The following is a 24,383-nucleotide window of genomic DNA, read 5'->3' on the forward strand; positions in this document are numbered from 1 at the left end:
TACAAAACGCCAGCAAAAAGCTGAACTTGCGTGCGTTTTTCTTTGACGATCCATGCCGGACAGATAAAAGAGCAGGACCAACGACAGGAGACAGACGGTCTTAATGAGCATCTCGCGTGGCATAGGATTTCTGCCGATGCTGCTTCTCGCAGCCGGAGAATGCCATGCGGCAGGCCTGACGATCGGCGTCGTCGCCCCGCAGAGTGGCAACCTGTCGCTGCTCGGAACTCAGGTCGTCGCCGGCGCGAAGGCACAGCTCTCTCAGGACGGTGATACGATCGTCACGGTCGACGAGCCCTGCGAGGAGAATACCGGCGGAACCGTCGCCGACGCCCTGATCGCCGCCAAGGTCCAGGTCGCGATCGGCTTTCTCTGCAGCGAAACGCTGGAAGGCGCTCTGCCCCGGCTCAAGGACGCCAACATTCCGGCCATCACCGTCTCCGTGCGCTCGCGCATCCTGATGGAAGATGCGCTTAAGAACGCCTGGCCGCTCTACCGCCTGGCGCCCGCCGATGGCACCGAGGCGCAGAAGATCATCGAGGTAATCCTGCGCGACTGGGCCGCCGCCCCGATCGCCCTCATCGAGGACGGCACGATCCACGGGCGCGAACTCACCGAGGCTGTGCGGGTTGCCCTTGAGGAGAAGGGCCTGAAACCCGTCTTCACCGACACCTATCGCCCCGGCCAGGACCAGCAGCTCGGACTTGTCAGGCGATTGAAGAAGGCCGGCGCGACCAAGGTCTTCATTGGCGGCGACCGCAGCGACGTCGCGATCGTCGCCCGCGATGCGGCGGCCGAGAAGTTCAAGCTCGACATCCTCTCGGGCGACGCGATGCGCGCCGCCAACCAGCCCGTACCGCTTGCCGACGGTATCGCCGCCGTGACGTTGCCCGACTATGCCTTCGACGCCACGGCAACGGCTGCCGTGACAAGTTTGCGCGCCGCCGGCGTCGAGCCGGAAGGCTACATACTGCCGGCCTACGCCGCCGCCGAGATCGCCACCAAGGCAGCCCGCGACGCCGCCAGCGATGACCGCCCGATCTCGCAGCATATCGGCGGCGGCACCTTCGACACGGCGATCGGCCAGATCAAGTTCGATGCCCGCCATGAGCTGACGGAAAACCCCTATCGCCTCCTTGAGTGGCATGCGGATCATTTCGCAGCCCCCGGCGGCCAGACGAAATAGCGCTTGCCCAGAGCGAGCGATCTTTACGGAGAACCATCCAGATGACCACGCCCATCCGCATCGCACCGTCCATTCTCGCCGCCGATTTTGCCAAGCTCGGCCAGGAAGTCCGCGACGTCACGGCCGCCGGCGCTGACTGGATCCATCTCGACGTCATGGACGGCCATTTCGTGCCGAACATCTCCTTCGGCGCCGACGTCATCAAGTCGCTGCGCTCCTATACGGACGCCACCTTCGACTGCCACCTGATGATTGCACCGGCCGATCCCTATCTCGAAGCCTTCGCCAAGGCCGGCTGCGACCGCATCACGGTTCACGCCGAATCCGGCGTCCACCTGCACCGCTCGCTGCAGACCGTCCGCAGCCTCGGCAAGAAGGTCGGTGTAACCCTCAACCCGGCGACGCCTCTCTCCGCGATCGAGAACGTGCTCGACGACGTCGACCTCATCCTGATCATGTCCGTCAACCCGGGCTTCGGCGGCCAGAAGTTCATTCCCGCCATGGCCGACAAGATCGCGGCCGCCCGGTCACTGATCGGTGACAGGCCGATCGACCTCGAAGTCGATGGCGGTGTGACCGTCGAAACGGCGCCGATGATCGGCAAGGCCGGCGCCAATGTCCTCGTTGCCGGTTCAGCGATCTTCAAGGGTGGCTCCGTCGAGGCCTACAGGACGGCGATCAGCGCGCTCCGCACCGCCGCCGAAGGCCAGGCGAAGTAAAGCGCCCGTAGTGGCATCGGAGCGGCTCAGAGCGGCATATCCGCCCGCCTTGGACCTCGTCGCCGGCGCTCTACTCTGGGCGGCGCAGATGCTGCTCTCGTCCATGGTGGCGCTCTATCTGAGGAACCGTTTTGAGACCAGCCACGCCGCCGACCTCGCGATCCTCTATTTCGCCGGCGGTCTTCTCTCATGGCCCTTCGCCCTGATGGCGGGCCGCTATCTTGCAACCGGTCACCGTATAGAGACACGGTTTGCCGCCTTCTTCGTGGCGTTGACCGTCTGCACGATCCTGATGACGGCCTTTCTCTTCGCCATGGACTACCGCGTCTTCTACACGCGATGGCACGCCAATTTCGGCTCGCTCACCTGGATCTTCCAGTTCCTGGTCACCGGCGCCAGCGCCGTCTATCAGTTCGGCGTCCTCGGTACGCGCCTTTTCCTGCCGTTGGGCCTGATCGGCCTGATCGCCACCAGTTTCTTGCTCGCGAAACGCATGCGTTGAGATTGCCGCCCGTCTTTGCTACAGGGGCGCCAGAATTCCTTCAATGAACGAAAGTACGAAGCCATGATCCCGCGCTACTCCCGGCCAGAAATGGTCGCCATCTGGTCGCCCGAAACCAAGTTTCGCATTTGGTTCGAGATCGAGGCCTATGCCTGCGATGCGCTGGCCGAGATCGGCGTCATCCCCAAATCCGCCGCAGCAACCATCTGGGAAAAGGGCGGCGCGGCCCAGTTCGACGTCGCCCGCATCGACGAGATCGAAGCCGTCACAAAGCATGACGTCATCGCCTTCCTGACGCATCTGGCCGAATTCGTCGGCCCCGACAGCCGCTTCATCCACCAGGGCATGACCTCGTCCGACGTTCTCGACACGACGCTGAACATCCAGCTCGTGCGCGCCGCCGATCTCCTGCTCGCCGATCTCGACCGCGTGCTCGCGGCGCTGAAGAAGCGCGCCTTCGAACACAAGGACACCGTTCGCATCGGTCGCAGCCACGGCATCCACGCCGAGCCGACGACGATGGGCCTGACGTTTGCCCGTTTCTACGCCGAAATGGAGCGCAACCGCGCCCGCCTCGTCAATGCCCGCGCCGAGATCGCCACCGGCGCGATTTCAGGTGCCGTCGGCACGTTCGCCAACATCGACCCGTCGGTCGAGGAACACGTTTGCGCCAAGCTCGGCCTCATCCCCGAGCCGGTCTCCACGCAGGTCATTCCGCGCGACCGGCACGCCATGTTCTTCGCGACCCTCGGCGTCATCGCCTCGTCGATCGAGAACGTCGCTATCGAGATCCGCCACATGCAGCGCACCGAGGTCCTGGAAGCTGAGGAGTTCTTCTCGCCCGGCCAGAAGGGCTCGTCGGCCATGCCGCACAAGCGCAACCCCGTCCTGACCGAAAACCTGACCGGCCTCGCCCGCCTTGTCCGCATGTCGGTCACGCCGGCGCTGGAAAACGTGGCCCTGTGGCACGAGCGCGATATCTCGCACTCCTCCGTCGAGCGCGCCATCGGCCCCGACACCACGATCACTCTCGACTTCGCGCTGAACCGGCTGGCCGGCGTCGTCGAGAAGCTGGTGATCTATCCCGAGAACATGCTTGCCAACATGAACAAGTTCCGCGGCCTAGTCATGAGCCAGCGCGTTCTGCTCGCACTTACCCAGGCCGGTGTATCGCGCGAGGACAGCTACCGCCTCGTTCAGCGCAACGCCATGAAGGTCTGGGAACAGGGCAAGGACTTCCTTGAGGAACTGCTTGCCGACACCGAAGTGCGCGCGGCCCTTTCGGAAGAAGAGCTGCGCGAAAAGTTCGACCTCGGCTACCACACGAAGCACGTCGACACGATCTTCAAGCGCGTTTTCGGCAACGCCTGATCAGGCTTGGCATCAAACCTTGGACGGCGCCCGTTGCGGCGCCGTTTTTCGTTTCGGCTTGCGGGGCTTTGGTGCGGTTGCCTTGGGTGCGCCCGGACGACGCGTCTTCTCTCGCTTGGATATGTCGAGCTTGGCGGCCAGCGCCTCGCGCTGCCCCTTGGCCGCCTTCGCCACCAACCGGTCGAGATGCTCCAGATCCTCCTCGTCGAGATGCTCGATGCCGATGAACTTGTTCTCGGCGTGGCTGGTGAGGATGATCTCGTCGAGCTTGGCCTGGATGGCCCGCGTATCCCGCGTCTGTTCGTTTTGCAGCAGGAACACCATGAGGAAGGTCACGATCGTCGTGCCGGTGTTTATGACCAGCTGCCAGGTCTCCGAATAGTCGAAAACCGGCCCGAGTCCCGCCCAGACGATGACGGCTGCCAAGGCCAGAATGAAGGCGAGCGGCTTGCCCGCCCATTCGGACACCGTCGTAGCGAAACGGGCAAAGATATGTTGCGACGTGGCCATGAAACTCCTCCCTCATCGGCATGAGGAAAAACGCCGATGAAGGTTCCCGGGTTCCGTTGCCGAGGCGCTACGCAATCGCTCAGACCACCGGCGGCGCGACCAGCTTGCGGTAGAGATGCCACGTCGCATGGCCGAGGATCGGCATGACGAGGGCAAGTCCCATCAGGACGGGGATCATGCCGACCACAAGGCTGACCGCGACGATCAGGCCCCATGTGAACACCGGCACCGGATTGGCGATCGTCGCCCGCAGCGATGTCTCCATGGCGGCCACAAGCCCGATGTCGCGATCGAGCAGGATGGGAAACGTCACGACTGTCGTCGCCAGTACCACGATGGCGAAACCGAGGCCTATAAGGTTGCCCCAGACGATCAGCTGCATGCCCTCGGGCGTTCCGAACACCTGCTCGGAAAACAACGCTATAGAGCGCGGGAACACATCGCCGAACACGTTGGTATAAAGCGTCTGCGCCGTGACCAGCCAGACGACAAAGAACGCGAAAAGCAGCAGCCCGCCGGTGATGATCGACGGAAAGGCCGGCGAGCGCGTTACCCGCATCGCATATCGCCAGGAGGTATCCATGCCGATTTCGCGGCGGCGGCTGATTTCGTAGAGACCGATCGCGGCGATCGGCCCGACGAGCGCAAAGCCCGAGATCAGCGGAAAGATCATCGGCAGCAGGTTGGCGCTCGAGGTCGCAAGCGCGATGAAGATCCCTGCGACCGGATACATGAGGCACAGAAACACATAGTGCGACGGCTTTTCCCTGAAGTCGTCGAACCCGCGCCTCAGCGCTTCGAATACGTCGGATGTGCTGATCTTGTTGACGACGGGGCGTGAATAGATTTCACCGGCACCCGACATGACATGAAACGCCGTCATGGCTATCTCCTCCTCGGCCATCATGGCCGGCCGCAGCGAGATCGGCGTGAAGGCCGACACGAAAACGCAACCGGCAATGCCGCAAACATAACAAATTTGGCTGGCCTTGTCGTCCCCGGCCTTGACATAATGGCCGGGTCTTCTCACATCGGCGCCATCATGAAAGCATCAGACCTCGATATCCTCATCATCCCCGGCTACACCAATTCCGGCCCCGATCACTGGCAGAGCCGCTGGGAAAACAAACTCAGCACGGCGCGCCGGGTCGAGCAGGCGGAGTGGTCGAAGCCGGTACGCGACGATTGGGTGGCGCGGATTGCCGAAGAGGTGAACACCTCGACGCGTCCTGTGGTGCTCGTCGCGCATTCGCTTGGCATACCCTCGGCCGTTCATGCCATCCCGCATTTCCGCAACAAGGTGGTCGGCGCCTTCTTCGTGGCGCCGCCGGATGTCGCCAATCCTGCGATCCGGCCGAAACACCTGATGACCTTCGGCCCCTACCCGCGCGATCCGCTGCCGTTCCCGGCGATCACGGTCGCCAGCCGCAACGACCAGTTCGGCACCTACGAACACGCCGACGACCTCGCCGCAAGCTGGGGCTCGTTGCTGATAGACGCTGGCGAATCCGGCCACATCAACGCCGAGTCCGGTCACGGCCCGTGGCCCGAGGGCACGATGGTGTTCGCGCAGTTCCTGAGCCGCTTGAAGGCTTGATCGAGCGCTTGCTTTCGGGCGCGCTCGCTGACATCAACGGCCGGTGACCCAAGTCCTGATCGCTAGCTTCGTGCGCTCGGAATGGCGCACGCCTCCCCGCCGCCGAACAATCTTGAGCGGGTCAGAAAGCGTTTTTCCCTGCCGTTATCGAGCGAAAACATGCCGCCGCGGCCGGGAACGACATCGATGATCAGCTGCGTGTGCTTCCAGGCTTCGAACTGGCTGGCGCTGATATAAACAGGGACGCCAGCGATCTCTCCTAGCTTCACGTCGCTGTCTCCCACCATGAACTCGTTCGCCGGATAGCACATCGGCGACGAGCCGTCGCAGCATCCGCCGGACTGGTGAAACAGGATGTCGGGATGATCGCGCCTGATCTCATCGATGAGATCGACGGCGGCGTCGGTGGCGAGAACACGCGGTTCGCCATTGATTGTGCTATCCATCATGCGCCTCATATCGTTTGCGCAAAGGCCCCTCTTAACCCTCCCCACAAGGGGGAGGGCTTAACCCGGCCGCTCCCACCGAACCTCTTTCCTGCCTCGGCATCTGTTGTCGGAAACGAGATACCGATTCATTCTGCCCCTCAGAAGAACCCAAGCTTCTTCGGGCTGTAGCTGACCAGCATGTTCTTCGTCTGCTGGTAGTGGTCGAGCATCATCTTGTGCGTCTCGCGGCCGATACCGGACTGCTTGTAGCCGCCGAAGGCCGCATGCGCGGGATAAGCGTGGTAGCAATTGGTCCAGACGCGGCCGGCCTGGATCTCGCGACCGAAGCGATAGGCGCGGTTGCCGTCGCGGGTCCAGACGCCGGCGCCGAGGCCGTAGAGCGTGTCATTGGCGATTTCGAGGGCTTCCTTCTCGTCCTTGAAGGTCGTGACAGAGACCACGGGTCCGAAGATTTCCTCCTGGAACACGCGCATCTTGTTGTGGCCCTTGAAGATCGTCGGCTTGATGTAGTAGCCGCTGGCAAGTTCGCCGCCGAGATCGTTACGGTCGCCGCCGGCCAGAACCTGAGCGCCTTCCTGTTTCCCGATATCGAGATAGGCGAGGATCTTCTCCATCTGCTCGCTGGACGCCTGGGCGCCGATCATCGTCGCGGGATCGAGCGGATTGCCCTGCTTGATTTCTTCGACGCGTTTGACAGCCTTTTCCATGAAGCGCTCGTAGATTGATTCCTGGATCAGGGCGCGGCTCGGGCATGTGCAGACCTCGCCCTGGTTGAGCGCGAACATCGCGAAACCTTCGAGCGCCTTGTCGAGGAAGTCGTCGTCTTCGGCGGCGACATCGGCGAAGAAGATGTTCGGCGACTTGCCGCCAAGCTCCAGCGTGACGGGAATGAGGTTCTGGCTGGCATACTGCATGATCAGCCGCCCCGTCGTCGTCTCCCCGGTAAAGGCAATCTTGGCGATGCGCGGGCTGGATGCGAGAGGCTTGCCGGCTTCCAGGCCGAAGCCGTTGACGATGTTCAGGACACCCGGCGGCAGGAGGTCGCCTACGATCTCCGCCCAGACGAGCAGCGAGGCTGGTGTCTGCTCCGCCGGCTTGATGACGACGCAGTTGCCGGCCGCAAGAGCGGGTGCCAGCTTCCAGGCGGCCATCAGGATCGGGAAGTTCCAGGGAATGATCTGGCCGACGACCCCGAGCGGTTCATGGAAGTGATAGGCGACGGTATCGTGGTCGATCTCGCCGATCGAGCCTTCCTGGGCGCGGATGCAGGAGGCGAAATAGCGGAAATGGTCGATTGCGAGCGGAATGTCGGCCGCCATGGTTTCGCGGATCGGTTTGCCGTTATCCCATGTCTCGGCCTGCGCCAGTAGTTCGAGCTTGTCCTCCATCCTTTGGGCGATCTTCATCAGGATATTCGAGCGCTCGGTGGTCGAGGTGCGGGCCCACTTGTCCTTGGCGGCATGGGCGGCATCGAGCGCGGCGTTGATGTCTTTTTCGCTGGAGCGCGGGATCTCGCAGAGCTTGCCGCCGGTCACAGGCGTGATGTTGTCGAAATACTTGCCTTCGATCGGCTCCCGCCATTCGCCGCCGATATAGTTTCCGTATTTCAGCTTGAACGGAGACTCGACGATCTTCTGATGCAGCATGTCATCCTCCCTTGAGATGAGCCAGGTCCGGATCTGGACCCGTGGGAGGAAATCTGCGCGCCTTTTGCCGTTGGAAACAGCCTCGGGTAATCATACCGCAACGCACAGTGTCGCAAGGGTGAGACACTGCGAACGGCCACATCAGTGCAGATTAAGCCGCTTCATCTTCCTGTGCAGCGTCGCCCGGCTGATGCCGAGCGCGATCGCGGCCTGCGAGACGTTGCCGCTGGAGCGCGACAGCGCGCGCCGCAGCGCCGAACGTTCGGCTTCGACGAGATCCTCGTCCTGCGCGCGGTTCGTCTCGTGCAGCGCATCGGTCGCGGGAATACCGGCGGCGATGCTCTTGTCGTCGAGCTTGAGCGCCACGCGGGCGGCGCGTGTGGCGCCGAGCACCAGATCGTGTCTATCCACCGCAAGCAGCGCCGCGGCAGGATTGGCGCCCGATGGCACCATCAGGAAACGGGCACCGGCGAAAGCGCTGCGAAACAGGTTGATCTCGATGCGCATCGCCGCGTCACGCACCATCTGCGAGAGCATCGAAAGCGTCATCTCGTTGACGTCGTCGCGGCAGGTCGAGATATCGAGCGCGGCCGTCAGCTGTCCGCGGTGATCGCGAATGGGAGCCGTCGTGCAGCTGAGGTCGATGTTCGAAGAGAGGAAATGCTGGTCGCGGAAGATCGCCACCGCCCGCTCGTCGGCGAGCGCCGTGCCGATGCCATTGGTCCCGATGCTCGCTTCCGTCCAGACCGAGCCCGTCCACAGGCCGAGCTCACGGAAATGCTTGTCGTCGCCCGCCGCCCCTCGCCGCTCCAGCGCGATACCGTTGCGGTCGGTCAGGAGCAGGCAGCAGCCGGCTTTCCCGGCAACGGAAAACAACCGGTCAAGTTCGTCGGCAGAGTTGGCGATCAGATTGTCCGATTGTTCGCGAGCATCGTTGAATTCCCGTTCGGTCAGCCTGAACGGCTCGCGCGCTTCCTCCGGCACCAGCTGGTGCATGGCGATGCATCGGCGCCAGGAAGCGACGATCGAAGAGCTCGCGGCGGCCGAATCGCGCTGGGTGCAAGAGTAGACGTGCTCAGCATGCGCCGAGTGTTCATGCATTGGCTCCTCCCACCAAACATCTGCTCATTCTGGCCGAAACCTCGACAGTTGGCAATTCGTGCTCCAGCCACCGTTCCAGACCGCCGAATTACGCAGCTGGAATTGTCGCACATCTGCGACAATTCCCTACGGCAACCGGGCGACGATATCGCCGGTACCGAAGCACGTCAAAACCACGTATCAGGCTTCGATCAACGCTTATGCGACCCCGTTAAATTAAGGGGCTTTTAATGTAATGCCCGCAGACTACCGTACACGCAGGGAGAGCGGGCACGGTATTGAACAATAGTCATCCTGGAAAGCGGCTCAACTCAACGATGAAGACGCCAGACGCCGCTCGGGATACGTCGACCATCTCCGTGACGGAGCTTCACGAACGCGAGAGCCGTTGGAACTACGCCCTTGTGGGCTCCGGCCTCGGCGTCTGGGATCATGACCTCAGAAGCGGCAAGAAATACTATTCCGACACATGGAAGATCATGCGCGGCATGCCCGTCGACGAGGAGGCCGACGGCGACTACGACACCTGGATCGAGCTGATCCATCCCGACGATCGCGCCTTCGTCGTCAGGGCAATCGAGCGCCAGAATGCCGGCGATGAAGACTATCAGAAATTCGAGTACCGCGAGCGTCACCGTGGCGGTCATTGGATATGGATCGAATGCCGCGGCGCCTGCGTCGAGTGGGGCGAGAACGGCGCCCCTGCCCGCCTCGTCGGCACGGACACGGATATCACCGCCCGCAAGGAAGCCGAAGAGCGGCTGGCGCATGTCTCGCGCCGCCTCGACCTCGCGCTCGACATTTCAGACATCGGCGTCTTCGAGGCCGATATCGACAACGGCACCGTCGATTGGGACGACCGGCTGCTGGCGATTTATAGAATCGCCGCCTCCTCGCCCTTCACCATGGGCGACGCCTGGATGGCCTCTTTGCATCCCGACGACAAGGACAGGGTCGTCGCGACGATAAACACCGGCATCGCCAACAACACCGATTTCCAGCAGCAATTCAGGATTATTCGCGGCGATGGTGTCGAGCGGGTCATTCGCGCCAAGTCCGGTTTCTTCGTCGATAGCCACGGCCGGCGCAAGCTGATCGGCGCCAATTGGGACGTGACCGACGAAGTGCGTCTCAACAGAGAATTGCAGCGCGCCAAGGATCTCGCGGAAGCCCGCAACCAGGAGCTCGAGGTCGCCAAGGAAAGCATCGAGCACATCGCGCTCCACGATTACCTGACCGGCCTTCCGAACCGCCGCTACCTTGACCGCGAACTCGGAGAACGCTCGGCTCAATGTCGTGATGACAACAGGACGCTGGCGATCCTTCACATCGACCTCGACCGCTTCAAGCAGATCAACGACACGCTCGGCCACCGCGCCGGCGACGCCATGCTGAAGCATGCCGCTGGGGTTCTGAAGGAGAGTGTCCGACCGACCGATTTCGTGGCGCGCATTGGTGGCGACGAATTCGTGGTGCTCTGCACCGCGGATGTCACCACCAAGAAGATCTCCAACCTCTCCGCCCGCATCATCCGCGAGCTCGCCAAGCCGATCCGCTACGAAGGCCACGACTGCCGCTTCGGCGCCAGCATCGGCATCGCCACGGCAAGTGGTGCGGCGCTCGACGCCAAGCAGATATTGCTCAACGCCGATATCGCGCTCTACCGCGCCAAGAGCGGCGGCCGCAATCGTCACGAGTTCTTCCAGACCGACGCCCGTCACCGGATCATCGCCAGCAAGAGGATCGGCGACGAGATCCTTCTTGGTCTCGAGCGCCAGGAGTTCGTGCCCTTCTACCAACCGCAGTTCAATGCCCGCACGCTGGAGATAACCGGCGTCGAGACACTGGCCCGCTGGCAGCACAAGGAACACGGCATCCTGACCCCGGACCGCTTCCTGACGATCGCCGAGGATCTGGGCGTGGTCGCCACCATTGACGGCCTCATTCTCGAGCGTGCGCTCGTCGACCGCCGTCAGTGGGAAAGCGAAGGCATCATCATCCCGAAGATCGCCGTCAACGTATCCTCGCGCAGGCTTGATGACCCCAATCTCGGCAAGAAGCTGAAGAGCCTGAAGATCGTGCCCGGCACGATCTCGTTCGAACTCCTGGAATCCATATCGCTCGATGATTGCGATGATGCCGTGATCACCAATCTGAGGCATTTGCGACGCCTCGGCATCGACATCGAGATCGACGACTTCGGCACTGGCCACGCCTCGATCGTCAGCCTCCTCCGGCTGAGCCCGAAGACGCTGAAGATCGATCGCGAACTGATCCGCATGCTCCCCAATTCCGCCGAGCAGCGAAAGCTGGTGCGCTCCATTATTGATATCGGCCGGTCGCTCAATATCCTCGTCACCGCCGAAGGCGTCGAGACGATGGATCACGTCCGCATCCTCGGCGATCTCGGCTGCGACGTCCTGCAGGGCTATGCGTTGGGCCGCCCGATGCCGGCGGCACAGGTGGTGCCATTCGTGCGCGCGGGCGCATGGCGACCAAGCGCCAGCGCCCAACGTCAGTCACCGACGCCCCGATCTGCTGGATAGCCGCCTAAGCCCCAGCGCACGCATTTCGCTGTCGTGCGAAAAGCTGTAAACTCCCTGAACAAGTCCTCGATTCTCTTGCCAAAGCCCCGGTCTTTCTGGGAAACCGGGGAAGGAGTGACTGGCGCATTGTGAAACCCTCGCTTTTCCTTTATGGGGACGCCACGAGATATATCCACTCGCGCTATCCCAAGAGCGCCAAGAACAGAGAATAATCGCAATGAACCGTCGCCGCCGTATTTACGAGGGCAAGGCAAAGATTCTGTACGAGGGTCCTGAGCCGGGCACCCTGATCCAGTTCTTCAAGGATGATGCCACCGCCTTCAACAAGAAGAAGCATGAAGTCATCGATGGCAAGGGCGTCCTCAACAACCGCATTTGCGAATTCATTTTCAACCATCTGAACAAGATCGGCATCCCCACGCACTTCATCCGCCGCCTCAACATGCGCGAGCAGTTGATCCGCGAAGTCGAGATGATCCCGCTGGAGATCGTCGTGCGCAACGTCGCCGCCGGCTCGCTCGCCAAGCGCCTCGGCATCGAGGAAGGCACGGTGCTGCCGCGCTCCATCATCGAGTTCTACTACAAGTCGGACGCCCTGGATGACCCCATGGTCTCCGAAGAGCACATCACCGCCTTCGGCTGGGCCAACCCGGCCGAGCTCGACGACATCATGGCGCTCGCCATCCGCGTCAACGACTTCATGACCGGCCTCTTCCTCGGCGTCGGCATCCAGCTCGTCGATTTCAAGATCGAATGCGGCCGCCTGTTCGAAGGCGACATGATGCGCATCATCCTGGCCGACGAGATCTCGCCGGATTCGTGCCGCCTCTGGGATATCGAGACGCACGAGAAGATGGACAAGGACCGCTTTCGCCGTGACATGGGTGGACTGCTGGAAGCCTATTCCGAAGTGGCGCGTCGCCTCGGCATCATCAACGAGAATGAGCCCGTGCGCGGCACCGGTCCGGTTCTCGTGAAGTAAAAACTCCGTTCAAGCAAGGCAGGGAAGAAAAGTGATCAAGGCTCGTGTAACCGTCACGCTGAAGAACGGCGTTCTCGATCCGCAGGGCAAGGCCATCGAAGGCGCGCTCGGTGCGCTAGGCTTCGAAGGCGTCGGCCATGTCCGCCAGGGCAAGGTTTTCGATGTCGAGGTCGAGGGCACGGACAAGGCCAAGGCCGAAACCGACATCAAGGCCATGTGCGAAAAACTCCTCGCCAACACCGTTATCGAGAATTATACTATTTCTCTCGACTAAAGGTTGCGGAGGCCGCGATGGCTGAAATCAGCAGTGAACTGGTGTATGAACTTCTGAAGCGCGTGCATGCAGACATCGCTGAGCTGAAATTCGGCCAGCGCGGATTGAAGGAAGAGATGAACGCGATGCGCGGAACGATGGTGTCCATGCATCACGACATTCACAACATCTACAGCGTGCTCGACCGTCACGACCAACGCCTCGAACGCATCGAAAACCGTCTCGAACTTCGAGAACTCGCAGAAGCACAAGCAAGGTTTGAACCACACCCATGAAATCCGCCGTCGTTCAGCTTCCGGGCCTCAATCGCGATCGTGACATGATCGCCGCTCTCACCAAGATCTCCGGCCAGGCGCCGGTCACGATCTGGCAGACGGAGACCGATATCCCCGATGTCGATCTCATCGTCATTCCGGGCGGTTTTTCCTATGGCGACTATCTGCGCTGCGGCGCGATCGCCGCGCGCATGCCGGTCATGCAGGCGATCATTGAAAAGGCCAACAAGGGCGTGAAGGTGCTAGGCGTCTGTAACGGCTTCCAGATCCTGGTCGAGGCAGGCCTCCTGCCCGGCGCCCTGATGCGCAATTCCTCGCTGAAGTTCGTCTGCCGTGAGATCAAGCTCGAAGTGGCGAATGCCGAAACGGATTTCACCCGCGCCTATGCCAAGGGCCAGATCATCCGCTGCCCGGTTGCTCACCACGACGGCAACTATTTCGCCGACGCCGAGACGCTGGCGAAGATCGAGGACAACGGCCAAGTGCTGTTCCGCTACGCCGAGGGTACCAACCCGAACGGCTCGCTGAACGACATCGCCGGTGTCATGAACGATAAGGGCAATGTCCTTGGCATGATGCCGCACCCGGAGAACCTGATTGAAGCCGCGCATGGCGGTTCCGACGGTCGCGGGCTGTTCGCTTCGGCTCTCGACGTAATCGCCGCTTAACCTTCCCCGCGTATGAGGCCATTCATCCCGTCCCTTGGAGCAAGATCGATGCGTCCTCGCCTCGCTACGACACATGTCCTCGCCATTGCCGCGGTCGCGGCACTGGTCGCCTCCTGCCAATCGAAACCGGTCGCCACCGGCCCGGATCGCAGCGCGCTCTCGACGATGGAACGTGTGGCGCTCGGCGCCAACGCCTGCTGGTTCAAGTCGGGCGATGCTGCCTTCGGGCCTTACCGTCTGGCGCCGGAGCTGAATTCCTTCTCCGGCCGACCGCGCATCCTCGTCGTCCATAAGGGCCGTCCCGAAGACCGGCCGCTGCTGGTCGTCCAAGCGGAAGGCAATCCCTCGAAGCTTGCCGCCTTCGGCCCGATGATGAGCGAACCGGTCGGTCCGCGCATCGCCAAGGACGTCACGCGCTGGGCGTCCGGCAACAAGAACTGCGGCTGATCAGTCCCAGAAGAACGACTTGCTGACCTCCGCGCGCGCTTCTGCGCGCGTGACGCCGATGTCTTCAAGTTCGGCATCGGTGAGATCGCGCAGAATCCGCCGGCTTGCCCGCTTCGCCTGCCACATCGCCAAGCTCTTCAAGCTCGCGGAGAGAAACCCACCCACGGCGCGCCGTATCGTCCGTATATCTGGTCGGGTGAAATGAACCCCAACACGAACGGGTACAATCGATCCATCGAACTCCGGAATGGAGGACATTTGCAATCTCCAGGCTTGCATCAATTGGATTGTACATAGGCTTGACCCGAAAAGGGTGACAATCTATAGAATTGTCTCCATGACAAATTGGCTTCCCGACCTCGCGCAAGGCTCCGGCCCGGTCTATCTCCGGCTTGCCGATAGCATTGAGTCTGCTATTGCGGCTGGCACCTTGCCTGCCGGCAGCAAGCTTCCGCCGCAGCGAAACCTTGCCTATGATATTGGCGTGACAATCGGCACAATCGGACGCGCCTATGCACTGGTGCATGAGCGCGGCCTAGTGGCGGGAGAAGTCGGCCGCGGCACCTATGTACTTGACCGCGCCGAGACGGCACCGGGAAACCAGGTGGATCCTCTGACCATCGCCCTCGGTGGGACCCGGGCGGTCGAGGCGCCGAGCAACAAGGTGCGCTTCGACACCACGGCCGCGCCCGATCTCGGCCAGGGCAGGATCATCGGCCACGTGCTGGCCGAGATCGGCGAGCAGCAGCTTTCCGAGATCTCCTCCTATTCCCGCGTGTTTCCACCCAACTGGTACGACGCCGGCCGGCGCTGGCTGGCGCGAAACGACTGGATGCCCGAGGCGGAGAACATCGTCCCTACCCTCGGCGCCCACGCCGCCGCACTCGCGGTGATATCCGCCGTGTCCTCGCCTGGTGACAAGATCGTCTTCGAAAATCTCAGCTACACACAGGTAAGCCGCAGCGCCCGCATTCTCGGGCGCCGGACGATCACGGTGGATTCCGACGAGCACGGGGTCCTCCCTGATGATTTCGAGCGGCTGTGCCTGCAACAGCATCCCAAGCTCGCCTTCCTGATGCCGACAGCCCATAATCCGACGCTGGCGACGATGCCGCATGAACGTCGCGCACGGATCGCTGAGATCGCCCGCCGCCACGGAGTCTGGCTGATCGAGGACGACCTCTATGGTGGCATGACGGGCGACGAGAATCCGCTGCTGGCGTCGCTTGCGCCGGATCGTACCTTCCTGATCAGCGGGCTTTCGAAATCCGTCGCCGCAGGCGTTCGCGGCGGCTGGGTCGCCTGCCCGCCGCATTTCGCCCAACGCATCAAGGTCACCCACAAGATGATCACCGGCGGCCTGCCCTTCATCCTGGCGGAATCCTGCGCCCGTCTTGTACTGAGCGGCCAGGCCCACGAAATACGCAAGGCGAGCGTCACCGAACTTGCCGCGCGCGAGCGTCTCGCCCGCCAGCAGCTTGACGGTTACGACTTCGCATCCCATCCGCATGTGCCCTTCCTCTGGCTCAAGCTGCCCGACCCGTGGCTCTCCGGCACCTTCAAGAATGCTGCCTATCGGGACGGCGTGCTGATCGATGACGAGGACGAGTTCAAGACGACGCGCGGCGACAAGGTCTATCATCGCGTGAGGATCGGTTTCTCCTCGCCAAAGAACAACGATGATCTGGCTGCCGGCCTCGCGGTTCTTCGCCAGCTGCTGGACAGTGGCGGCGCCGGCTACGACGGCGAGATTTGATGCAGTTATGCCGCATCCCGAAAATTAAACCGCACGTGGAAAAATAACGGGCATCGAGAATCGATTAGGGTGCTAACTCTTTCCGAGACGATAAAGATTCGCATGGAAAGACATCGAAAATGGCATCGAAACGGCTTGGCTATGCTTGGTCCTTGACCGCTCTCACGCTTACGCTTGCAGCATCCGGCTCGATTTCAGCCCAGGCGGACGATCAGATTTTCGATGAGCTGCGCTTCGGCGCCTCTGCCTCCATTCAGGACGGCAACAGTCGCGAAAGCGGCTTGTTTCCTGAGGTGACCGTCTTCTTCGATCCCTTCGATCAACGTGGCGCGACCGACTGGAAGACACAACTGGCCCGTCCACGTGTAAATCTCGGAACCTCGATCGGCACGTCAGGGGAAGCGACGCAGGTCTTCGGCGGCTTTGCCTGGACGGTCAATTTCAACGAAAAGATATTCGCCGAAGCCGGCTTCGGCGGCGTCTGGCACAATGGCGAGCTCGATGACAACGACAACGGCCCCGATCTCGGCTGTCATCTTCTCTTTCACGAGTATCTCGGCGCCGGCTACCGCTTCGACAATCACTGGAACGTCATTGCCCAGGTCGCGCACTCCTCGCACGCCAATCTTTGCGATGGTCCCAACGACGGCATGACGCGCGCCGGTCTCCAGGTGGGATACAAATTCTGAGACAGCGCCAATTCCTGTCCGATTGCCTGCTCTCTCTGTGAACAGCAGGCTTTTTTCTGTCGCGCGCCGCACCCACTTAGGCTAAAGACACCGAAATCGCGCAACGGCAGGGACTTCGCAGAGCTCATGACCATTTCCAATACCCGCCCGATCACTCCAGACCTGATCGCCTCCCACGGCCTGAAGCCGGACGAATATCAGCGGATTCTGGACTTGATCGGCAGGGAGCCGACATTCACCGAACTCGGCATTTTCTCGGCCATGTGGAACGAGCACTGCTCCTACAAGTCCTCCAAGAAGTGGCTGCGCACGCTGCCCACAAAGGGTCCGCGCGTAATCCAGGGTCCGGGCGAGAACGCAGGTGTGGTCGATATCGATGACGGCGACGTCGTTGTCTTCAAGATGGAGAGCCACAACCACCCGTCCTATATCGAGCCCTACCAGGGTGCTGCGACCGGCGTCGGCGGCATTCTGCGCGATGTCTTCACGATGGGCGCCCGCCCGATCGCCGCCATGAACGCGTTGCGCTTCGGCGAGCCGGATCACCCGAAGACCCGCCATCTGGTCTCTGGCGTCGTCTCCGGCGTTGGCGGCTATGGCAATTCCTTCGGCGTACCGACCGTCGGCGGCGAAGTCGAGTTCGACGCGCGCTACAACGGCAACATCCTCGTCAACGCCTTTGCAGCCGGCTTGGCTAAGGCTGACGGCATCTTCCTCTCCGAAGCGAAGGGCGTAGGCCTTCCCGTCGTCTATCTCGGCGCCAAGACCGGCCGCGACGGCGTCGGTGGGGCGACCATGGCATCAGCGGAATTCGACGAATCCATCGAAGAAAAGCGCCCGACCGTTCAGGTCGGCGACCCCTTCACGGAAAAGTGCCTGCTGGAAGCCTGCCTCGAACTGATGAAGACGGGCGCCGTCATCGCCATCCAGGACATGGGTGCGGCCGGCCTCACCTGCTCGGCCGTCGAAATGGGCGCCAAGGGCGACCTCGGCATCCTGCTCGATCTCGATACCGTTCCGGTGCGCGAGGAGCAGATGACCGCCTATGAAATGATGCTGTCGGAAAGCCAGGAGCGCATGCTCATGGTGCTCGAGCCCTCCAAGGAAGAGGTCGCCAAGGCGATTTTCGTCAAGTGGGGCCTCGACTTCGCGATCGTCGGCAAGACCACCGACGACCTGCGCTTCCGCGTCGTCCATCAGGGCGAGGAAGTCGCCGACCTGCCGATCAAGGACCTTGGCGACCAGGCACCGGAATATGACCGTCCGTGGCGCGAATCCGACAAGCGCGCGGCCCTTCCGGCCAACCTCGTCGATGCGCCCGAGAACTACGGTCAGGCACTCCTGCAACTGGTCGGCTCCGCCAACCAGTCGAGCCGCCGCTGGGTTTACGAACAGTACGACACGCTGATCCAGGGCAACTCATTGCAGTTGCCCGGCGGCGATGCCGGCGTCGTGCGTGTCGAGAACCACCCGACCAAGGCACTGGCCTTCTCCTCCGACGTCACGCCGCGCTATGTCGAGGCCGACCCGTTCGAAGGCGGCAAGCAGGCCGTGGCCGAGTGCTGGCGCAACATCACCGCGACCGGCGCCGAGCCTCTCGCAGCGACCGACAACCTCAACTTCGGCAACCCCGAAAAGCCCGAGATCATGGGCCAGCTGGTGCAGGCCGTGAAGGGCATCGGCGAAGCCTGCCGCGCGCTCGACTTCCCGATCGTTTCCGGCAATGTGTCGCTCTACAACGAGACCAACGGCGTCGCGATCCTGCCGACCCCGACGATTGCGGGCGTCGGTCTGCTTCCCGACTGGAAGTCGATGGCCCGCATCGGCGGCGCCAAGCCGGGCGACAAGATCATCATGATCGGTACCGACGGCAGCCACCTCGGCTCCTCGATCTATCTGCGCGACATCCTTGGCAGCACCGATGGTCCGGCGCCCGAGGTCGATCTCTTCGCGGAACGCCGCAACGGCGACTTCGTCCGCTCGGCGATCCGCAACGGCCAGGTCACGGCCTGCCACGACATTTCGTCGGGCGGCCTCGCGCTGGCTCTGGCCGAAATGGCCATGGCGTCGGACAAGGGTCTCAAGGTCGATCTCAGCGAGGGCAAGGGTGCGCCGCATGCCCTGCTCTTCGGTGAAGACCAGGCCCGTTACGTGCTGACCGTTCCGGCCGACATCGCGAGCTTCGTCTGCGCCAATGCGGAAGGCGCCGGCATTCCGTTCCGTCGCCTCGGCACCGTCGAGGGTGACGCCCTTGTCATCGACGATCTGCTGTCGCTGCCGATTCAGCAATTGCGCCACGCCCATGAATCATGGTTCCCTGATTACATGGAAGGCCGCGGCACGCTGGCTGCAGCGGAATAATGCGCAAGGAGTAACGATCATGCCTATGAAACCCGGTGACATCGAAGACATGATCAAGGCCGGCATCCCCGGCGCGAAGGTGACCATCCGCGATCTCGCCGGCGACGGCGACCACTACGCCGCCGAAGTCGTCGCGGAAGCCTTTCGTGGCAAGAGCCGCGTACAGCAGCACCAGATGGTCTATGAAGCGCTGAAGGGCAACATGGGCGGCGTCCTGCACGCCCTGGCGCTGCAGACATCGGCGCCGGACTGACCTGAGAGTATCGATGCCCGGCCGAAAGCCGGGCATTTTTCTTGGCGGACAAAGCATTGTCTCCCCAAGCCGTCTGCCACGGAAGATTCTCCCAACGCTCGCCGGCTACCTATTTCAATTCGCTCAGAAACCTGTCAAAAGCTGGATCGGGTGCGACCGCCGTTATTCTAGAACGGGTTCGGGTGGCCGATTGACGTCACGCTGCTGTCACGAGATCACGTGACCACCCAATTTTGGTCAGCCGTCGCCTCGAATGTTCCGTGACTGATCGATCCATCAATATAGACAGAATCGGTAAAGTAGATATTCATGTATTAGTGCGCCGAGGGGGCTGCAGCGAGACATGGACAATCTGCGCTATATTTTCGATTCTGTTTCTGAGAAGGCGATCTTCTATCAGAGCGGCGATTTCCTCTTTCCGATCGGCGGAAACAAGGCGGCGTACTGGATCGACGGCGAATATGTATTTCCCGTCGGTGCGCCCGAGATCGCCTTCTGGGTCATGGGCAACGAACTGTTCCGCCATCTCGGCAACGGCGAACTGACGCGAGAACCGGTCTACTACATCGGCGACTGACAGCTCAGCCGCCTTCAGACTCTCTCGGCATATCCGCGTAACCCTGACGCGCGAATGCATGTCCGGAAATCGGGCCTGCGGTCAACAGCGTGAAATCGAACGACGCGCGCATATCGGGACCCAGCACATACTGCCGGTGAACCCGCAGAAAGTCCCGTCTGATCTTCTCATAGTGTGCGGCGTTCAGCATCTGCTTGACGCGAATGAAGATCATCGACGCCGGCCGGGCCTGCGGATATCCGCAGACGGCGACAACAGGCACCTTGTAGAAGTGGATGGCATCGGTCAGACACTGCACGTCGATCCACTCGACACTGTTGTTCCCGGCAATCAGTCCCACGCGCGACCGCAGCTGCGTTGCGGGTTGCAGCAAGGCGCACTGCAGGATTGCGGACCCCAGTGTCGCGAAAGCCACGCGCTTGCCATCGAACATTGCAGGATTTCTTTCGAGCAGCATGCCCACGACATGCGCGGCAACCGTCGAGCCCATGCTGTGCGACGAGATCACATATTCGTCCGCCTCCTCAGCCAGCGCTTCCGCCGCCGCGGTGCAGCAGTGATCGAGCCATTCGTTGAAATCCGCACGGTTCAGGCGCCCCATGGCCACGGCCATCTCCCAGTCGGCGAAGAGGTGCAGCGTATAGAATCGGTCGGCGAAACGCAGGAATACGAATACGAAGAACGCGATGCCAAGCGGCACGCTCCAGAGGAAATGCGTCGGCGCAAGTCCCAGCCGCTCCGGAACGAGCGAGATCGTCATGATCAGCGACAGTCCCAGAATCATCATCAGAAATGGAAACAGGAAGAACAGGCCGAACCGCCATGCGTGCCGGAAGTAGCCGAACATTCCACGGTCGTAGATGATCCGCACGGCGCTGACGAAGCCGCCGAGGATTTGATTGGGCACGCTCTTGGCGCGCAGTGCCTTCACGAGCGCATCGTGGTCGAACATATGAACGCGGCTGACGGTTTCCCAGCCCTCACCCTTCGCGGCGACGTCGAACGTCTCGGGATAGCTCCCCGATGCGCCTTCAGCGACATTTGTGCTGAAGTTCCAGGCGGCGGCGCTTTGTTTCGCGGACCGTTCGTAGCGACGACGGTGGGCGGCGCCGTCGAGTGGCTCGAAGCCAGGGAAGTGAAGCACCACCCTCTTTGAAATGACTTGCATATTATCTTTCTTGGCCGCGGTCGCGGCATAAGCGCTTGCCGCGCCGCAATCGACCAAGATTGTGGCGGAATGCGGGTAAACGGATGCAGCCGTGGCCCGCCGACAGCATTGTAACGAGAAAGGCACATGGGCCAATGCGTAGAAGGCGTAACGTTAGCGCAACAATCATTTCCGGCCGGACCGCGGACATGGTCTTTTTTGTCGGCTGCCGCTGGAATTCCCCACGTCACATGCTATCTAAGCTTGACGATTGAAACGGCGGGCCTTGAACCCGCCTGTTGAAAGGAATAGGCGCCATGAGCGGTATCAACGAATTCATCCAGAACGAGATCAACTCCAACGACGTCGTACTCTTCATGAAGGGCACGCCGCAGTTCCCGCAGTGTGGTTTCTCGGGCCAGGTCGTTCAGATCCTGGATTACGTCGGCGTCGACTATAAGGGCATCAACGTGCTCGCCGATTCGGAAATCCGCCAGGGCATCAAGGACTTCTCGAACTGGCCGACCATTCCGCAGCTCTACATCAAGGGCGAATTCGTCGGCGGCTGCGATATCGTCAAGGAAATGTTCCAGGCTGGCGAACTGCAGCAGCACCTGCAGGAAAACGGCATCACCGTTCGCGGCGCCGCCTGATCGGTCACCGGGCTACGCCCGGTTTCCAAAACTGATTTTCGAGTGCGAGGCGCTGTGCTGAACAGCGCCTTGACCTGTTTATGGGAATTTGATTGTGACAGATTCATCACAAGCCGTGTCCGCGGGCCGTCGACCCATGGGCAAGGGCGAATTCATCGCATTGGCCGCCTTTCTTATGGCCGTGAATTCGCTGGCCATCGACATCATGCTGCCGGCGCTGCAGCAGATCGGCGCGAGCCTCAACGTCGAAAGCGAAAACCACCGCCAGTTCGTCGTCTCGACCTACCTCCTCGGCTTTGGCGTCGCCCAGCTTATCTACGGCCCGCTCTCCGATCGCTTCGGTCGCCGCGTGCCATTGCTTGCCGGCATCGGTATCTATATCTGTTCCTCGCTTGGCAGCGCGCTGGTCCCCACCTTCGAGGGCCTGCTGATCCTGAGGTTTATCCAAGGTCTCGGCTCCGCGGCCACCCGCGTCATCACGATTTCCATCGTCCGCGACGTCTACGGCGGTCGCCAGATGGCCGAGGTCATGTCGCTGATCATGATGGTCTTCATGATCGTTCCCGTCATCGCGCCAGGCAGCGGCCAGATCATCATGCTGTTCGGCAGCTGGCACCTGATCTTCCTGTTCATTGCCGTCATGGCCGCCATCATTGCCGGCTGGGCCTATATTCGCCTCCCCGAAACGCTGCGCCCGGAAAATACTCGCCCATTCACGGCGAAGTCTGTGCTTGGCGGCTTCAAGCTGGTTCTGACCAACCGTGTCGCGCTCTGCTACACGATCGCCAGCACCTTCATCTTCGGCTCGCTGTTCGGCTTCATCAATTCGGCGCAGCAGATCTATGTCGGGATCTACGACCTCGGGGTCTATTTTCCCTTCGCCTTTGCCGGCGTCGCCGTTTTCATGTCGATGTCGTCGTTCCTCAACTCGCGCCTCGTTGGAAAGTTCGGCATGCGCCGCCTGTCGCATGGCGCGTTGCTCGGCTTCATCACCATCAACACCATCTGGCTGCTGGCACTTGTGTTCGGGCCTCATCCGATGCCGTTCTTCCTCTTCATCGGCTTCTTCGGATTGGCGATGTTCCAGTTCGGCTGGATCGGCTCGAACTTCAATTCGCTCGCCATGGAACCGCTCGGCCACGTGGCAGGCACCGCCTCGTCTGTTCTCGGCTTCATGAGCACGGTCGGCGGCGCGCTGATCGGCGCCGGCATCGGCCAGGCTTTCAACGGCACGGCTCTGCCGATGGTCGCGGGCTATTTCACCGTCTCCATCATTGGCCTCGTTTTTGTTCTGATCGCAGAAAAGGGCCAGCTTTTCCAACCGCATAATCCAGCCGTCTGACGACGGCGCCATAATCAGTTTTCAGGATTTCGTAAATGACGCCGCCTCATAAACCGCATACCGAAAACCTGGGATCCCGCCGTATCGGCATGGGATTCTTGGAGTTCGTCATTACCATCGCCATCATGACGGCCAGCATCGCCATGGCGATCGACAGCATGCTGCCCGCCCTGCCCGCCATGGGCCACGCGCTCGGTGTCGCGAACGCCAACGACGCCCAGTTGGTGATCGCTGTCTTCTTCCTCGGATTCGGCGTCTCGCAGATCATCTTCGGCAGCCTTTCGGACACGTTCGGCCGCCGCAACATCATGCTCGGCGGGCTGGCAGTCTACGTACTCGCCATGTTCGGCGCCGCCGCGACCGGGAGCTTCGAGATGCTGCTGCTCATGCGCTTCGTCCAGGGTCTTGGTGGCGCTGCGGTCCGCATCACCAGCATGGCCGTCGTTCGCGACTGCTTCGGTGGTCGTGAAATGGCGCGCGTCATGTCCTATGTCATGATCGTCTTCATGATCGTGCCAATCGTCGCACCCTCCGTCGGACAGTTGATTATCACCTACGCCAACTGGCACTGGATCTTCATCCTGCTCGGCATTGTCGGTGCCATCCTCTTTGTCTGGGCAGCGCTGCGCCTGAAGGAATCCCTGCCGAAGGAAGAACGGATCCCGCTTTCCTTCGGCAACGTCGCCGATGGCTTCAAGACGGTTCTGACCAACAGGATCACCTGCGGCTACATGATCGGCCTGACGATGTTCACCGCCGTTATCAGCGCCTATGTCATCTCCGTCCAGCAGGTGTTCGGCGAGGTCTTCGGTCTCGGCGACTGGCTGCCGATCGCTTTCGCGGCGACCGCAGGCGGCATCGCCGTCGCCAACTTCGCCAACGGCTTCTTCGTCCGCAAGTTCGGCATGCGCCGCATCTCCCACGTTGCGATGATCCTGTTCACGATCGTCGCGGCGATCGGCTTCCTGAAAGCGCTCGGCGGCACGCCGTCCTTCGCTTTTGCCTATGCGCTGTTCACGATCCTGCTGATGATGTTCGCTGTCATCGCCACCAACTTCACGGCGATCAGCCTGGAGCCGATGGGCAATCTCGCGGGCACCGCGACCTCGATCACCGGATTCGTCTCCACCACCTTCGGCGCCATCCTGGGCGGCGGTGTCGGCCAGCTGTTCAACGGCACGGTGCAGCCGCTTTTCGGCGGATTCGCGCTGTTCGGCCTGGTGAGCATCATCGCCACACTCTGGGCCGAGGGCGGCAAGCTCTTCACCCACCCGGGCGACGACCCGCAGCTCGATCCGGGTGCCGGCCACTTCTGATCATCGACAAAAAGCC

General features: G+C 61.7%; 26 protein-coding genes. 19 read left to right on the plus strand and 7 right to left on the minus strand.

What is annotated here, in order from left to right; all coding sequences use genetic code 11:
* Nucleotides 1-103: 103 nt before the first annotated feature.
* From QTL95_RS20185 to purB, 4 genes are all read left to right on the plus strand, one after another.
* Nucleotides 104-1,186, plus strand: coding sequence for a branched-chain amino acid ABC transporter substrate-binding protein (locus QTL95_RS20185; protein ID WP_289721703.1), 1,083 nt, complete (start codon nt 104-106; stop codon nt 1,184-1,186).
* Nucleotides 1,187-1,227: 41 nt separating this feature from the next.
* The gene (gene rpe / locus QTL95_RS20190) at nt 1,228-1,905 is read left to right on the plus strand and encodes a ribulose-phosphate 3-epimerase (protein WP_289721704.1); all 678 of its coding nucleotides are present in this window, start codon (nt 1,228-1,230) and stop codon (nt 1,903-1,905) included.
* A 10-nt stretch (nt 1,906-1,915) separates the two neighbouring features.
* Nucleotides 1,916-2,407, plus strand: coding sequence for a hypothetical protein (locus QTL95_RS20195; RefSeq protein WP_289721705.1), 492 nt, complete (start codon nt 1,916-1,918; stop codon nt 2,405-2,407).
* A gap of 63 nt (nt 2,408-2,470) precedes the next feature.
* A complete protein-coding gene (gene purB / locus QTL95_RS20200; RefSeq protein ID WP_289721706.1) occupies nt 2,471-3,778 on the plus strand; it encodes an adenylosuccinate lyase in 1,308 nt (435 codons plus the stop codon).
* A gap of 12 nt (nt 3,779-3,790) precedes the next feature.
* Here the strand turns inward: purB and QTL95_RS20205 are convergent, their stop codons facing one another.
* Nucleotides 3,791-4,288 (minus strand): low affinity iron permease family protein, encoded by a 498-nt coding sequence (locus QTL95_RS20205; protein WP_289721707.1) that lies wholly within the window; start codon nt 4,286-4,288, stop codon nt 3,791-3,793.
* Between the two features lie 79 nt (nt 4,289-4,367).
* A complete protein-coding gene (locus QTL95_RS20210; protein WP_289721708.1) occupies nt 4,368-5,171 on the minus strand; it encodes a DUF2189 domain-containing protein in 804 nt (267 codons plus the stop codon).
* A gap of 159 nt (nt 5,172-5,330) precedes the next feature.
* Between QTL95_RS20210 and QTL95_RS20215 the strand changes: the two genes are divergently transcribed.
* The gene (locus QTL95_RS20215; RefSeq protein ID WP_289721709.1) at nt 5,331-5,885 is read left to right on the plus strand and encodes an alpha/beta hydrolase; all 555 of its coding nucleotides are present in this window, start codon (nt 5,331-5,333) and stop codon (nt 5,883-5,885) included.
* Nucleotides 5,886-5,947: 62 nt separating this feature from the next.
* Here QTL95_RS20215 and QTL95_RS20220 read toward each other — a convergent pair whose 3' ends face one another.
* From QTL95_RS20220 to QTL95_RS20230, 3 genes are all read right to left on the minus strand, one after another.
* Nucleotides 5,948-6,331: a DUF779 domain-containing protein gene (locus tag QTL95_RS20220; protein ID WP_289722420.1), complete on the minus strand. Its 384-nt coding sequence runs from the start codon at nt 6,329-6,331 to the stop codon at nt 5,948-5,950.
* A 140-nt stretch (nt 6,332-6,471) separates the two neighbouring features.
* Entirely contained in the window at nt 6,472-7,980 is a 1,509-nt protein-coding gene (gene adh, locus QTL95_RS20225; RefSeq protein ID WP_289721710.1) for an aldehyde dehydrogenase, read from the minus strand.
* Between the two features lie 141 nt (nt 7,981-8,121).
* Nucleotides 8,122-9,081, minus strand: a complete 960-nt coding sequence (locus tag QTL95_RS20230) for a GAF domain-containing protein (protein ID WP_289721711.1) — start codon at nt 9,079-9,081, stop codon at nt 8,122-8,124.
* 317 nt (nt 9,082-9,398) lie between these two features.
* Here QTL95_RS20230 and QTL95_RS20235 point away from each other — a divergent pair, with 317 nt between their 5' ends.
* From QTL95_RS20235 to QTL95_RS20260, 6 genes are all read left to right on the plus strand, one after another.
* Nucleotides 9,399-11,627, plus strand: a complete 2,229-nt coding sequence (locus QTL95_RS20235) for a putative bifunctional diguanylate cyclase/phosphodiesterase (protein ID WP_289721712.1) — start codon at nt 9,399-9,401, stop codon at nt 11,625-11,627.
* A 217-nt stretch (nt 11,628-11,844) separates the two neighbouring features.
* On the plus strand, nt 11,845-12,609 hold the full coding sequence (gene purC / locus QTL95_RS20240; RefSeq protein ID WP_112534929.1) for a phosphoribosylaminoimidazolesuccinocarboxamide synthase: 765 nt from the start codon (nt 11,845-11,847) through the stop codon (nt 12,607-12,609).
* Between the two features lie 31 nt (nt 12,610-12,640).
* Entirely contained in the window at nt 12,641-12,883 is a 243-nt protein-coding gene (gene purS / locus QTL95_RS20245; protein WP_289721713.1) for a phosphoribosylformylglycinamidine synthase subunit PurS, read from the plus strand.
* 17 nt (nt 12,884-12,900) lie between these two features.
* Entirely contained in the window at nt 12,901-13,158 is a 258-nt protein-coding gene (locus QTL95_RS20250) for a hypothetical protein (protein WP_112941606.1), read from the plus strand.
* A complete protein-coding gene (gene purQ, locus QTL95_RS20255) occupies nt 13,155-13,826 on the plus strand; it encodes a phosphoribosylformylglycinamidine synthase subunit PurQ (RefSeq protein WP_289721714.1) in 672 nt (223 codons plus the stop codon). Before QTL95_RS20250 ends, purQ begins: the two co-directional genes overlap by 4 nt.
* Before the next feature lie 48 nt (nt 13,827-13,874).
* Complete coding sequence (locus tag QTL95_RS20260) at nt 13,875-14,273, plus strand: hypothetical protein (RefSeq protein ID WP_289721715.1); 399 nt, start codon at nt 13,875-13,877, stop codon at nt 14,271-14,273.
* Here the strand turns inward: QTL95_RS20260 and QTL95_RS20265 are convergent, their stop codons facing one another.
* Nucleotides 14,274-14,531 carry a DUF1127 domain-containing protein gene (locus QTL95_RS20265; protein WP_289721716.1) on the minus strand — a complete coding sequence of 86 codons (258 nt, stop codon included), beginning with the start codon at nt 14,529-14,531 and terminating at the stop codon, nt 14,274-14,276.
* Between the two features lie 79 nt (nt 14,532-14,610).
* On the opposite strand from QTL95_RS20265, the gene QTL95_RS20270 reads away from it, so the two are divergent.
* The 5 genes from QTL95_RS20270 (at nt 14,611) to QTL95_RS20290 (ending at nt 19,909) form a co-directional block, all read left to right on the plus strand.
* Nucleotides 14,611-16,029: an aminotransferase-like domain-containing protein gene (locus QTL95_RS20270; protein WP_289721717.1), complete on the plus strand. Its 1,419-nt coding sequence runs from the start codon at nt 14,611-14,613 to the stop codon at nt 16,027-16,029.
* 119 nt (nt 16,030-16,148) lie between these two features.
* Nucleotides 16,149-16,718 (plus strand): acyloxyacyl hydrolase, encoded by a 570-nt coding sequence (locus QTL95_RS20275; RefSeq protein WP_289721718.1) that lies wholly within the window; start codon nt 16,149-16,151, stop codon nt 16,716-16,718.
* Between the two features lie 126 nt (nt 16,719-16,844).
* The gene (gene purL, locus QTL95_RS20280; RefSeq protein ID WP_289721719.1) at nt 16,845-19,079 is read left to right on the plus strand and encodes a phosphoribosylformylglycinamidine synthase subunit PurL; all 2,235 of its coding nucleotides are present in this window, start codon (nt 16,845-16,847) and stop codon (nt 19,077-19,079) included.
* 19 nt (nt 19,080-19,098) lie between these two features.
* Nucleotides 19,099-19,332, plus strand: a complete 234-nt coding sequence (locus QTL95_RS20285; protein WP_037178555.1) for a BolA/IbaG family iron-sulfur metabolism protein — start codon at nt 19,099-19,101, stop codon at nt 19,330-19,332.
* Nucleotides 19,333-19,675: 343 nt separating this feature from the next.
* Nucleotides 19,676-19,909: a hypothetical protein gene (locus QTL95_RS20290; protein WP_289721720.1), complete on the plus strand. Its 234-nt coding sequence runs from the start codon at nt 19,676-19,678 to the stop codon at nt 19,907-19,909.
* Between the two features lie 4 nt (nt 19,910-19,913).
* On the opposite strand, the gene QTL95_RS20295 is transcribed toward QTL95_RS20290, so the two are convergent.
* Nucleotides 19,914-21,077, minus strand: coding sequence for a hypothetical protein (locus QTL95_RS20295; RefSeq protein ID WP_289721721.1), 1,164 nt, complete (start codon nt 21,075-21,077; stop codon nt 19,914-19,916).
* Nucleotides 21,078-21,373: 296 nt separating this feature from the next.
* Here QTL95_RS20295 and grxD point away from each other — a divergent pair, with 296 nt between their 5' ends.
* The 3 genes from grxD to QTL95_RS20310 all read left to right on the plus strand — a co-directional run bounded on the left by grxD (nt 21,374) and on the right by QTL95_RS20310 (nt 24,367).
* A complete protein-coding gene (grxD, locus tag QTL95_RS20300) occupies nt 21,374-21,709 on the plus strand; it encodes a Grx4 family monothiol glutaredoxin (protein ID WP_289721722.1) in 336 nt (111 codons plus the stop codon).
* Nucleotides 21,710-21,845: 136 nt separating this feature from the next.
* Nucleotides 21,846-23,051, plus strand: coding sequence for a multidrug effflux MFS transporter (locus QTL95_RS20305; protein WP_289721723.1), 1,206 nt, complete (start codon nt 21,846-21,848; stop codon nt 23,049-23,051).
* A gap of 35 nt (nt 23,052-23,086) precedes the next feature.
* Nucleotides 23,087-24,367: a multidrug effflux MFS transporter gene (locus QTL95_RS20310; RefSeq protein ID WP_289721724.1), complete on the plus strand. Its 1,281-nt coding sequence runs from the start codon at nt 23,087-23,089 to the stop codon at nt 24,365-24,367.
* Nucleotides 24,368-24,383: the final 16 nt, after the last annotated feature.

The sequence above is a fragment of the Rhizobium sp. S152 genome, from assembly GCF_030380735.1.
Lineage (GTDB): Bacteria > Pseudomonadota > Alphaproteobacteria > Rhizobiales > Rhizobiaceae > Rhizobium.

Coding starts and splice junctions, on each gene's coding strand:
- QTL95_RS20270 (WP_289721717.1), top strand. CDS start 14,611: ATGACAAATTGGCTTCCCGACCTCGCGCAAGGCTCCGGCCCGGTCTAT.
- QTL95_RS20185 (WP_289721703.1), top strand. CDS start 104: ATGAGCATCTCGCGTGGCATAGGATTTCTGCCGATGCTGCTTCTCGCA.
- purQ (WP_289721714.1), top strand. CDS start 13,155: ATGAAATCCGCCGTCGTTCAGCTTCCGGGCCTCAATCGCGATCGTGAC.
- QTL95_RS20230 (WP_289721711.1), bottom strand. CDS start 9,081: ATGCATGAACACTCGGCGCATGCTGAGCACGTCTACTCTTGCACCCAG.
- QTL95_RS20235 (WP_289721712.1), top strand. CDS start 9,399: ATGAAGACGCCAGACGCCGCTCGGGATACGTCGACCATCTCCGTGACG.
- purB (WP_289721706.1), top strand. CDS start 2,471: ATGATCCCGCGCTACTCCCGGCCAGAAATGGTCGCCATCTGGTCGCCC.
- rpe (WP_289721704.1), top strand. CDS start 1,228: ATGACCACGCCCATCCGCATCGCACCGTCCATTCTCGCCGCCGATTTT.
- purL (WP_289721719.1), top strand. CDS start 16,845: ATGACCATTTCCAATACCCGCCCGATCACTCCAGACCTGATCGCCTCC.
- QTL95_RS20205 (WP_289721707.1), bottom strand. CDS start 4,288: ATGGCCACGTCGCAACATATCTTTGCCCGTTTCGCTACGACGGTGTCC.
- QTL95_RS20295 (WP_289721721.1), bottom strand. CDS start 21,077: ATGCAAGTCATTTCAAAGAGGGTGGTGCTTCACTTCCCTGGCTTCGAG.
- QTL95_RS20305 (WP_289721723.1), top strand. CDS start 21,846: ATGGGCAAGGGCGAATTCATCGCATTGGCCGCCTTTCTTATGGCCGTG.
- QTL95_RS20220 (WP_289722420.1), bottom strand. CDS start 6,331: ATGGATAGCACAATCAATGGCGAACCGCGTGTTCTCGCCACCGACGCC.
- QTL95_RS20275 (WP_289721718.1), top strand. CDS start 16,149: ATGGCATCGAAACGGCTTGGCTATGCTTGGTCCTTGACCGCTCTCACG.
- grxD (WP_289721722.1), top strand. CDS start 21,374: ATGAGCGGTATCAACGAATTCATCCAGAACGAGATCAACTCCAACGAC.
- QTL95_RS20265 (WP_289721716.1), bottom strand. CDS start 14,531: ATGTCCTCCATTCCGGAGTTCGATGGATCGATTGTACCCGTTCGTGTT.
- QTL95_RS20285 (WP_037178555.1), top strand. CDS start 19,099: ATGCCTATGAAACCCGGTGACATCGAAGACATGATCAAGGCCGGCATC.
- QTL95_RS20215 (WP_289721709.1), top strand. CDS start 5,331: ATGAAAGCATCAGACCTCGATATCCTCATCATCCCCGGCTACACCAAT.
- QTL95_RS20260 (WP_289721715.1), top strand. CDS start 13,875: ATGCGTCCTCGCCTCGCTACGACACATGTCCTCGCCATTGCCGCGGTC.
- QTL95_RS20250 (WP_112941606.1), top strand. CDS start 12,901: ATGGCTGAAATCAGCAGTGAACTGGTGTATGAACTTCTGAAGCGCGTG.
- purC (WP_112534929.1), top strand. CDS start 11,845: ATGAACCGTCGCCGCCGTATTTACGAGGGCAAGGCAAAGATTCTGTAC.
- QTL95_RS20210 (WP_289721708.1), bottom strand. CDS start 5,171: ATGACGGCGTTTCATGTCATGTCGGGTGCCGGTGAAATCTATTCACGC.
- adh (WP_289721710.1), bottom strand. CDS start 7,980: ATGCTGCATCAGAAGATCGTCGAGTCTCCGTTCAAGCTGAAATACGGA.
- QTL95_RS20310 (WP_289721724.1), top strand. CDS start 23,087: ATGACGCCGCCTCATAAACCGCATACCGAAAACCTGGGATCCCGCCGT.
- QTL95_RS20290 (WP_289721720.1), top strand. CDS start 19,676: ATGGACAATCTGCGCTATATTTTCGATTCTGTTTCTGAGAAGGCGATC.